This is a genomic window from Mycobacterium asiaticum (assembly GCF_001673315.1).
Classification (GTDB): domain Bacteria; phylum Actinomycetota; class Actinomycetes; order Mycobacteriales; family Mycobacteriaceae; genus Mycobacterium; species Mycobacterium asiaticum_B.
The window spans coordinates 82,634-93,223 of record NZ_LZLQ01000023.1 but is presented as its reverse complement, the minus strand read 5'-3'; the positions used below and the strand labels follow the sequence as shown (position 1 = coordinate 93,223).

The 10,590-nt window shown below is 64.9% G+C and carries 9 protein-coding genes; 6 read left to right on the top strand and 3 right to left on the bottom strand.

Features of this window, described 5'->3' with window-relative positions; genetic code table 11:
* The first annotated feature begins 113 nt into the window (after window positions 1–113).
* Together A5636_RS03710 and A5636_RS03705 are read left to right on the top strand one after the other, a co-directional pair.
* Window positions 114–1,016, top strand: a complete 903-nt coding sequence (locus tag A5636_RS03710; protein WP_065157337.1) for a DMT family transporter — start codon at window positions 114–116, stop codon at window positions 1,014–1,016.
* Entirely contained in the window at window positions 1,003–1,692 is a 690-nt protein-coding gene (locus tag A5636_RS03705; RefSeq protein ID WP_065157336.1) for a GAF and ANTAR domain-containing protein, read from the top strand. The genes A5636_RS03710 and A5636_RS03705 overlap by 14 nt, the downstream gene beginning before the upstream one ends.
* A 32-nt stretch (window positions 1,693–1,724) precedes the next feature.
* Here A5636_RS03705 and A5636_RS03700 read toward each other — a convergent pair whose 3' ends face one another.
* Together A5636_RS03700 and A5636_RS03695 are read right to left on the bottom strand one after the other, a co-directional pair.
* Window positions 1,725–4,340 carry an FHA domain-containing protein gene (locus tag A5636_RS03700; RefSeq protein ID WP_437339794.1) on the bottom strand — a complete coding sequence of 872 codons (2,616 nt, stop codon included), beginning with the start codon at window positions 4,338–4,340 and terminating at the stop codon, window positions 1,725–1,727.
* Between the two features lie 79 nt (window positions 4,341–4,419).
* Window positions 4,420–5,796 carry a serine/threonine-protein kinase gene (locus A5636_RS03695; RefSeq protein ID WP_065157354.1) on the bottom strand — a complete coding sequence of 459 codons (1,377 nt, stop codon included), beginning with the start codon at window positions 5,794–5,796 and terminating at the stop codon, window positions 4,420–4,422.
* A 98-nt stretch (window positions 5,797–5,894) separates the two neighbouring features.
* Between A5636_RS03695 and A5636_RS03690 the strand changes: the two genes are divergently transcribed.
* The gene (locus A5636_RS03690; protein WP_065157335.1) at window positions 5,895–6,110 is read left to right on the top strand and encodes a hypothetical protein; all 216 of its coding nucleotides are present in this window, start codon (window positions 5,895–5,897) and stop codon (window positions 6,108–6,110) included.
* A gap of 154 nt (window positions 6,111–6,264) precedes the next feature.
* A complete protein-coding gene (locus tag A5636_RS26395; RefSeq protein WP_172827147.1) occupies window positions 6,265–6,432 on the top strand; it encodes a hypothetical protein in 168 nt (55 codons plus the stop codon).
* A 47-nt stretch (window positions 6,433–6,479) separates the two neighbouring features.
* Here the strand turns inward: A5636_RS26395 and A5636_RS03685 are convergent, their stop codons facing one another.
* On the bottom strand, window positions 6,480–7,505 hold the full coding sequence (locus A5636_RS03685; protein WP_253900481.1) for a type III polyketide synthase: 1,026 nt from the start codon (window positions 7,503–7,505) through the stop codon (window positions 6,480–6,482).
* Between the two features lie 556 nt (window positions 7,506–8,061).
* On the opposite strand from A5636_RS03685, the gene A5636_RS03680 reads away from it, so the two are divergent.
* Both A5636_RS03680 and A5636_RS03675 read left to right on the top strand, forming a co-directional pair.
* Window positions 8,062–9,159 (top strand): ferredoxin reductase, encoded by a 1,098-nt coding sequence (locus A5636_RS03680; protein ID WP_065157334.1) that lies wholly within the window; start codon window positions 8,062–8,064, stop codon window positions 9,157–9,159.
* 15 nt (window positions 9,160–9,174) lie between these two features.
* Window positions 9,175–10,575: a fatty acid desaturase family protein gene (locus tag A5636_RS03675; RefSeq protein ID WP_065157333.1), complete on the top strand. Its 1,401-nt coding sequence runs from the start codon at window positions 9,175–9,177 to the stop codon at window positions 10,573–10,575.
* Window positions 10,576–10,590 lie beyond the last annotated feature (15 nt).

Here is a 10,590-nt window from a genome sequence, read left to right as displayed (position 1 = left end):
GGGCCGCGGCGACGACATAGATCGGGACCATCCGCAAAGCCGCCACCTGGAGCAGAATCCCGCCTGGCCCGGCTAGTGCCGCGCCCGCGCATGATCGCTCGTATCGTCGGTCTGTGCTGATCGGTTTTCTTCTCGCGCTGGGCTGTTCGGTGTGTTACGGCTCCGCGACGGTATTGCAGGCTGCCGGGACTCGCTCCGTGGACACCAGCAGCCGTTCCGGTGTCAACGCTGTCTTGCTGCTGCGCGCCGTCCGGCAATGGCGCTACCTCGTCGGCGTCGGCCTGGACGGCATCGGGTTTCTGCTCCAGGTGGCGGCTTTGCGGATGGTCCCGATCTATGTCGTCGCCGCGGCCCTTGCCGCGTCGATAGCAGTGACTGGAATCGTGTCTGCTTGGGTTTTGGCGGCGCGGCTCTCGGCAGTCGAATGGACCGCCGTGGCCGTGGTCTGCGCTAGCCTCGTCGTCCTTGCCCTCGCAGCCGGGCCCGGGCACTTCCGGCACGCGCCGCCCGCACTCGGCTGGGCCCTGTTGGGCGTGGTCGCCGTAGTCTTCGGCGCCGGCGCCGCCGCAGGCCGGTTGGGCGATCGTAAACGTGCACTCGCCCTGGGTCTGGGCGCCGGAAGCGGCTTCGGTGTCGTCGAAGTCGGCGTGCGCCTGATCGACGAATTGGATCCCACCAAGGCCGCCTTCTACACCAACCCGGCCCTCTACGCCGCGGCCGGCGGCGGAGCCGCAGGATTTCTGTTGCTCACCTCTGCATTGCAGCGAGGGTCCGTGACGACGACCGTGGCGGCGATGGTGGTGGGTGAAACGATCGCGCCCGCACTCGTCGGGGTGGTGTGGCTGGGGGACAGCGCCCGCCCGGGCCTTGGCTGGCTGGTCGTCGTGGGATTCGTCGTAGCGGTATCGGGAACGATCGTTCTGGCCCGGTTTGGCGAGGCGCCCGAGTCCGGCGAGACCCCCCAGATGTGGCCGACGCCGATTCAGGGTGAAGACTCTGGGCATGACGTCGGGTGAGCAAGAGCTAGCGATCCGCATGGCGAAGCTGGCGCAGAGCGTGGCACTGCCCAACAAGGTCGAAGACATCCTGGCCACGGTCACCGCGACCGCGGTCGAGTTGATACCGGGCGCCGACACCGCTGGTGTGCTGCTCGTACGGGCCAACGGCAAGTTCGAATCGGTCGGCGACGTCACCGAGCTTCCGGCAAAACTCGACGCCTTGCAGCACGACCTGCAAGAGGGTCCATGCGCGCAGGCCGCCTTGGCCGACACCGTGGTCCGCACCGATGACTTTCGGTCGGAAACGCGCTGGCCTCGTTATGCGCCCGCGGCGGTCGAACTCGGCGTGCTCAGCGGCTTGTCGTTCAAGTTGTTCACCGCGGAACGTACGGCGGGCGCGCTGAACCTGTTCGGGTTCCAACCCAACATTTGGGATGCCGAAGCGGAAACCATCGGAACCGTCCTCGCCGCACATGCGGCCGCCGCCATTCTGGCCGGCCGTCATGACGAACAGATGCAGGCGGCTCTGGCCAGCAGGGACCGTATCGGCCAGGCGAAGGGCGTCATCATGGAACGCTACGGAGTCGACGAAGTCCGCGCCTTCGAGATGTTGCGGCTGCTCTCGCAGGAAAGCAACGACAAGCTCGTCGACATCGCCGAACGCGTGATCGGTACCTGCGGGGGGAACGGCTAGTCGGTGCTGAGCCGCCGACGGCTACTCGGTACTCAGCCGCCGCCCTTGAGGCGAATCTTCCACCGGACAAAACCCAGGTAGAAGATGCTGAGCACGACCAGCATCGCCATGTCGAATGTCCACGCCCCGGCAGTGTGTTTCCAGTGCGCATCCTTGGGCACCTGCGGAACCGGACACAGTTTGGTGAGGTCGATCGTGGACGCCGATGTCGCGAATCCCCAGCGTGCCGGGGTGAGCCAGGACATCTGGTCGAGCCCCATGCGGTTGGTGACGGGAATCATGCCGCCCGAGAACACCAGCTGCGACATGACTGCCACCACCAGCAGGGGCATGATCTGTTCGTTGGACTTGGCTACCGACGACAACACCAATCCCAGCATCGCCGAGGCGACCGTGGTGGCCGCGATATCGACGTAGAGCTCCAGAGCGGGACTGCCCAGCAGCACAGCGCCCGTTTTCGGACCTGGCTTGCCGAGCAGCGCGATCACGGTGACGATCGCGGACTGGATGAGCGCGAGAACGGTGTAGACGCACACCTTGGCCAGCAGGTACGCAGTGGTGGACAAACCGACGGCCTGTTCGCGCAGGAAGATGGCCCGCTCGCCGATGAGGTCACGGATGGTCAGTGCGGTCCCCATGAAGACCGCGCCGACGTTGAGCAGCACCAGGATCTGGGCCGGCTCGGTGGGCGCATCACTGGTCAGCGGTGGGGCATTGAAGCCGACATCACCAGGCACCGACATGGACAGCGCACCCATGATGAACGGCAATATCGCCAGGAAGATGAAGTAGCCGCGGTCGGAAATGATCAACCGCATCTGCCGTCGGGCGATCGTGGAGAACTGCCGGACCAGACTGGTGTGCGCCGCCTCGCCGAGTTCGGCGGGCTGTTCGGTCGGCGGTACCGGCGGGGGCGGTCCGGTCTGCGCGAGATACCGGGCCTTCGCGCCGTCCGGGTCTTCTGCCACCGAGCTGAAGATGTCCGCCCAGTTGGTGGTGCCCATGGCTGCGCCGATCTGGCTGGGCGGTCCGCAGAATGCGGTCTTGCCGCCGGGGGCCAGCAGCAGCACCTGGTCACATACATCCAGGTAGGTCAGCGAGTGCGTGACCACCAGCACCACACGACCGGCGTCGGCCAGCTGCCGCAGCATGGTCATGACCTGTCGGTCCAGGGCAGGGTCCAGGCCGGACGTGGGCTCGTCGAGGATCAGCAGCGACGGCCCGGTCAACAGCTCCAGCGCGACCGACGCGCGCTTGCGCTGACCGCCGGACAACTTGTCCACCCTGGTCTCCAGGTGCTTGGTCATCTCGAGTTCCTCGAGGACCCGAGCGACAACCTGCTCACGGTCTTCTTTGGTGGTGTCTGGTGGCAGCCGCAGCTCGGCGGCGTACATCAGCGCCTGCTTGACGGTCAGCTGGCCGTGCACCACGTCGTCCTGCGGCACCATGCCGATCCTGCTTCGCAGCGAGGCGTATTCGGCGTGCACGTTGTGCCCCTCGAAAGCCACCGTGCCGCTGGTCGGGTGGGTGTATCCGGCCACCAGCTTGGCGAACGTCGACTTGCCGGCTCCCGATGGTCCGATGACGGCAGTGAGCATCCCGGGACGGGCGGTCAACGAGATGTTGTCCAGCAGCGTCTTATTGCCCTCGATCGTCCAAGTCACACCCCGCACGTCGAGGCCGCCGGTGCGGGTCTCGAGCAGGCTTTCCTCGCGGCGCGACAACGCGCCGTTGGCGAAGACGAGGTCGATGTTGCCGATCGTCACCACGTCGCCGTCGCGCAGCTGCGCGGAATCGACTCGAGTTCCATTGACGAACGTGCCGTTGATGCTGCGGTTGTCGCGGATCTCGGTGCCCTTGGGGCCCGGGATGAGGGTGGCGTGGTGACGGGATGCCAGCACCTCGGGAATGACGATGTCGTTGTCGTCGGCACGACCGATCTTGACGGCGCCGGGCGGCAAGTCCCCCGCGCCCCGGCCGGGCCGCAGGATCTTCATCATCGAAGTTCTGTTGCCTGCCTCGGCCGTACGACCGATTACCGGAGGCGGTTGTTGCTGTGCCGACGACCGGTAGATCTGCGGAGCCGGCTGCGGCCCACTGAAGTGCTGGCCACCCTGGGGCTGCATGGGTTGCGGCCCGGACGGGTACCGCGGCTGACCCGGAGGGACACCGCTCGGTCCAGGTGCCGGCATCCGCGTGGTCGACGGCTGCTGCGGCGGGCCGCCCCAATTCGGGCCGCTCGGTGGCTGACCACCGGGCGCCGGGGTCGGCCCGCTCGGCCGGGCCGGGATCGCCATCGCCGTCGTGGGCGGTGGCCGTCCAACCGAACCCTGCTCACGACGGCCGACCTCGAAATCAAGGGCCGGACCGTCCGGGTTGCCGATGTTGATCCGCTGACCGTCCTGAATGTCGACGGCCGAAACGCGCCTGCCGTTGACGTACAGGCCGTTGAGGCTGCCATTGTCGATGGCTACCCATCGGCCCTGGTCAAAGCGCAGTAGTAGGTGCACTCGAGAGATCAATGGGTGAGCGACGCGCACGTCCGCGCGCAGGTCACGTCCAATGACTACGTCGTTGCCTGCGGCGAAGGTGCGCTCAGCTCCGTCATACCGCACGGTCAGCACAGGCGGGGCGGCTGTTTGGGTCATCGCAGGCAACTCTATCGGCACCGATGCCAACTGCAGAAGCGGAACGTCAAATATGTGTCACGGGTACGACTTTGCACCCTCACGGCGTTCCGTTGCTGCGCAAGATCTCCTCCCGGCACTGTCGCCGCGTTTGGCCGGTCTGCTGCATGCAGATGCGGATGGGCCCCTCCTGCAACCCCGGCACCGGCGATTCGCTCGGCTCCGGGGCTGCGCTGAGCGTGGGACTTGCCACGGTCTCCTCCGTCAACGACCAGATCGTCGTGTCGGTGTCCTGCAATTTGGAGCAGTATGCGGTCGCCCCGGTTTTCGTCGTGCCGGTGCTGCCGAGCGGTGCACAGACCGCACCGATTGCGACGACCGGCAGCGGGACCACGGGCTCACCGGCACCAGCGCTCGTTTGCTGTCCTGGCGCCGGTGTCGCCGGCGAAGACGTGGTGGCCCCGGGCGGGGCGTGCTCCTCGTCGTCGGCCCGCACATACTCGCGCACCGCTATCGCGACGGCGATGACCAGCAGGATCGCCAACACCGCCGGGATCAGAACGCCCAGACGCGCCGAGCTCTTCGCCGGGGCCGCGGTAGCCGGCAAGGACGCACTGGTGGCTTCGGCGTCGCCCTCCCCGCCCAGGTGGTGCCGCAGGGCGCGCGCGAAATCGATACAGCGCAGGTATCGGTCCTTGGGATCCTTGGCCAGCGCCTTGGCGAATACCGGGTCCAGATTCGCCAAGGCAGGCCGCCGATCGCCGATGGCCGGGGGCGACGCGCTGAGGTGCTGACTGATCACCACCGCGGGGTTGGAATGCTGGAACGGCGGCGCCCCGGTGAGCAGCTGAAAGGCCGATGCGGCCAACGCGTACTGGTCCGCCCGGCCGTCGAGGTCGTTGCCCATGAGCTGTTCGGGGGCGGCGTACGCGACAGTACCCACGGTCATGTTGGTGGCCGTCAATCCGGTGGATTCACCCACCAGACCGGCAATTCCGAAGTCCGCCAACAGAATTCGGCGATCCTGAGAGTCAGGTCGCGCGATGAGGATGTTCGCGGGTTTGACGTCGCGGTGCAGCAGCTTGTGCTCGTGGGCGTAGTCCAACGCCTCAGCCACCGCGGTGATGATCTCGACGACTTCCGGCCCCGGCATCCCGGCGGTGTACCGCTCCTCCAGCAATTCCCCGGCGTCGGTGCCGTCGACGTAGTCCATGTCGATCCACAGCTGACCGTCGGCCTCACCCCGGTCATGTACCGCGACGATGTGCTGGTGCCACAGCGTCGCCGCGGTGTCGGCTTCCCGGTGAAACCGATCGCGGTATTCGTGGTCGGCTGACACGTCGGTCCGCAGTACCTTGAGCGCATCCTGACGCGGCAGGCGCGGGTGCTGGGCCAGGTATACCTCACCCATTCCGCCGGATCCCAGCCGCCGGATGATGGTGTATCCGGCAAACGTCGAACCTTCGTCGAGCGCCATGGCGGCATAGTAGCCCGCAGCGCCGGTCGGCAAACGGCGGATCAGCTCCGCCGGCGGGTGCCCGTTTTGTCGCCCAGGCACCGGGTAACCCGCCGTCCATGTACGACCGCAACGAATTCCCCGACGACGTCCCCGTGCCCGACGCCGCTGAGCAGCAGCGCCCCACAGCCGATTCACTGGCGGAGGAGGAGCTGGCGGCCGAGGAAGCGGGCGACGTGCCGTTGGAGGCCAACGCGTCGGACTGGCAGGAACAGCAGCAAACTGTGCTGATCGATCCCGAGATGGAAGAGCCCGATCCCCCTCCGGACAGCTAGTGCGGTGTCGGCTCCGCCGACCGGTGTTAATGGGCGGTCAATCTTCCGTAAACAGGATTGCGCGCGTATCGCGGCACAGGCCCGAACGGATTAGGTTTGAATCGGCCGTCGATCTCCGGGCCCGCTGTGGCCCGTTCCGTTCAAGGAGGACGTTATGCCCAAGGTTGAGGCGCGACTCCGCCAGCAATTGCGCGACTACGCCGTCGAGTTGCGCCAAGTGGCCTACACCCTGCCCAACGGGGTGGGCGAGCACGATCTGCTGCGGTTATCAGACCAGATGCGTGCCGCTGCGGAACAGGTGGTCACCAGCGGCGCACGGTAGCGCCCAACAGCCGCGCCGATCAGCAGACGGTGAACACCGTCGCTTCCCTACCAGCGCAGCAGCAGCAGTTCGAAGCTGAAGCCTGGGCCCATCGCCATCATGACGCCGAACGCGCCGTCCGGTGGCGACTCGCTCAACGTCCGTCGCAGCACATCCAGCACCGATGTGGACGATATATTTCCGTTCTCCCGCATCGACTTTCGGCTGTGTGACACCGCGTCCGATGGGAGGCCGAGTGCCTTCTCGATCGAGTCGAGCACCTTGGGACCACCGGGATGGCACACCCACGCTGCAATGTCGGCGATCGACAACCCGTGCTCCGCGAGGAAGTGGTCGACCTCGCCGCGCAGGTAGTCGTCGGCCATTTGCGGCACTTCCCGGCCCATCACCAGTCCAAAACCCTTGGAGCTGATGTCCCACCCCATTACGTTGATGGTGTCCGGGATCATCCGGCTGCGTGTCGCGACAATCTGAGGTCCCCGAAATCCGCTGCAGCCGTGGGAGATACGGTCCGCTCCGGTGGCGACTACCGCCGCGGCACCATCGCCGAACAGGCACACTCCGATAAGCGCCGGGATCGAGACGTCGTCACGCTGCAGCGTCAACGAGCACAGCTCCACCGACAGCAACACCACCACGTCGCTGGGGAAGCCACGCAGGTAGTCGTGCACACGAGCCATCCCCGCAGCGCCCGCCACACACCCCAGCCCGAAGAGGGGGATGCGCTTGACGTCGGGCCGCAGTCCCAGTCGCGAGACCAACCGCGCGTCGATAGTCGGAACCGCCATCCCGGTGCTGGAGACCACGACGATCGCGTCCACCTCGTGCGGTTCGATGTCTGCCGCGGCGAGTGCGGAAAGTATGGCTCGCTCGCCCAATTCGGTGGCCACCTCTATATAGGCGTTGTTGGCTTCGGTGAAGCCCGTCAATTCGGGGTAGCGCGCCAGCGGTAGCGCGAGATTACGCTCGTCGACCCCGGCAGTGCGGGCGAAGCGCATGAACTCCGGACCGGTGACCCGGGTGAGCACGCGCGCGACCTCGTCCTGATTGTGCCGGTGCGGCGGAAACGCCACAGCGGTACCGGCGATCCGGGGTGCGCCGTGGGCATGGCGGTCACTATGGTCAGCTGACCTCGAATACGTCGTAGCGGTCATAGCTACATCACGATTGCCAACAGTTCGCTGGTTCACCGAATTGTGGTTACCTAGAACACATTTCGAGTGTGCTGGTACACAACCGATTGGCAGACTTCTCCGAGCGCATGCACAGCCGTCCGGAGCGTACCCTGCGCGGGCCGAAAATCGGGTGGCGCTGGCCCATTGCTGGCCCATTGCTGGCCCATTGTTTGCCGCACCCCGGCAACCTCCGGCGGCGACCGATCCTCGGCCCCGGATCAGTCACGGCGCGCCGGGACGGCGCAAAAGTTTGGTCTTCGGGTGTGAACAGGGTCCAGGCGGGGCACTCAGTGAGCAGCCTCTCACCACGGCGTGGCAGTGCTGCATTCCGAAATCAGAACTCGGTGAACGAGTGTACTTTTCCTTGCGCAACATCTGATGCGTGATTACGCTGTTTAACAGCTCATTTACACTCAGGGCTGGATTCGAGTGAACGTCTGTGTACTATTAAGTCATGGCGGAACGCGGAGCTCAGCCCAAAGTACCTCGCGGTCGTAAGTGGTTTCTGAAAGCTGTCCGGAACTTGTTCAAGCCGCTGCAGCCCGACGATTACATCGAGATGATCAACCCGCTCTGGACGACCAAAGAACTGCGCGGGAAGGTCGAGCGGATCGAGCCACAAGGTTCGGAAGCGGCGAGCGTGCTCATTCGGCCCGGGTATGAATGGCCGGGCCACAAGCCGGGCCAGTACATCCGGCTCGGCCTGGTGATCGACGGTGTCTACCACTGGCGCGCGTATTCGCTGACCTCCGATCCAGAGCCGGCAGACGGTCTGATCAGCGTGACGCCGAAGAGAGTGGACAGCGGCGTGGTCTCTCCTTATCTGGTCGAAAAGATCAAGCCCGGCGAGTTGGTTCGGCTCGGTGAGATCGAGGGTGTATTCACCCTGCCCGAGCCGTTGCCGGACAAGATGTTGTTCATCAGTGCCGGCAGCGGCATCACGCCCATCATGAGCATGCTGCGCAGCCTGGACCGGCTTGAGGAAATGAACGATGTGCTGGTCATCCATTCCGCCCGCACCCGTGAGCAGATCATGTTCCTGTCCGAGCTGGAGGATCTGGCGAGCCGGCACGACGGGATGCGCCTGGACCTGCGCCTGACCTCAGACCGCGGTCGGCTCAAACCGGGTGACCTCGACGAGGTGTGTCCGGACTGGCGCGAGCGGGAGGCGTTCTGTTCGGGGCCGGAGGAAATGCTCGATGCTCTGATCGAGCACTGGGAGAACAACGGCGACAAAGACCGCCTGCACTACGAGCGGTTTCAACCGAAGATCGGTGGCGACGCAGGCGACGGCGAGGGCGGTGAAGTCAGCTTCCTCAAAAGCGACACGACTGCCGAATGCGACGGTGGCACATCGATTTTGGAAGCCGGCGAGAATGCCGGCCTGGAACTCAATTTCGGCTGCCGCATCGGGATCTGCCACACCTGCGTGGGGACGCTCAAATCCGGAAAAGTGCGCGACCTGCGTTCCGGGGACGTCAGCGAGCCCACCGGACAGGACATCAGAATCTGCATCAACAGCGCCGAAGGCGACGTCGAACTCGAACTCTGATCGAAAGGAACCGCAATGACTTCCACTCTGCAACGTACCGACCACCCGTTCGCCCACCTGGGAGAGCAAGAACGAGAAAAAATCGGAAAAGAATTCGACGCCATTCACGACGAGGTCTTCGCGGATCTCGGCGATCGAGACCGCCAATACATCAAGACGGTCATTTCGGTGCAGCGGCAGATCGTGGTGCTCGGCCGGGTGATCCTGCTGGGCTCGCGGTCGAAAACAGCGTGGGTGCTTGGGACGGCATGCCTAGGTATGGCCAAGATCCTGGAAAACATGGAGATCGGCCACAACGTCATGCATGGCCAATGGGATTGGATGAATGATCCCGATATCCACTCCTCGAAGTGGGACTGGGACACCGCCTCCACCGCCGAATCGTGGAAGCATTCGCACAACTACATCCATCACACCTACACCAACATCCTGGGCAAGGATAAGGATCTCGGTTACGAGATCATGCGTATCGATCCGCGGCAGAAGTGGCGTCCGTACTTTTTGGGCCAACCGCTCTACAACTTCCTGCTCACCATTCTGTTCGAGTGGGGCGTCGCGGTGCACGACATGGACATCGAAGCCATCCGGGCCCGCGAGAAGCCTTGGTCCGAGGTGCGCAAAGACCTGAAAGGCATTGGCGTCAAGGTGCGTTCGCAGGTCATCAAGGACTACATCGGCTGGCCGTTGATCAGTGCCGGGGCGTTCACACTGGTTCAATTGGCCCTGGGGGGTCGCATCGACCAGCCCACCGAATCCCGCCTCGGACGGCGGCTGCGCCGAATCTCGGGTCGGGGCCGCGTTGGCGCCACTGCATCGCTGTTCGACAAGATGTCTGGTGCGGAAAGCACCTACCTGCGCACGCTGGCCGCCGACGCCCTGGCCAATGTCATTCGTAACATCTGGGCGCACGCCATCATTTTCTGCGGCCACTTCCCCGACCAGACATACACCTTCACCGAGGAAGAAACCGAAGACGAGACCCGCGGCGAATGGTACCTACGTCAGTTGGTCGGCGCGGCCAACATCGACGGCAGCCCGTTGTTCCACGTCATCAGCGGCAACCTGGGGTATCAGGTGGAGCATCATCTTTATCCGGACATGCCGAGCAGCCGGTACTCGGAGATCGCTCCGAAGGTCAAGGAAATCTGCGAGCGTTATGAGCTGCCGTACAACTCCGGCCCCTTCGGGAAGCAGTGGTACACAGTGCACCGCACTATCTTTCGGTTGGCCTTCCCCGGCGGCAAGCCCCGCCCGAAGCCGGGACCGTACCGCGGCGCGGAGCGGTCCACGCCGGACCAGGAATCCAGCGAGGCGCGCAAGTACCGCGACCGGGTGCCCTCCGAACATCCCGACGCCGGCCCCGAGCACGAGTCGACCGGGGTGGAGGTGCAGCCGCCACCGCGTGGGAAGGACTGAGCCGAACGGTGGGGC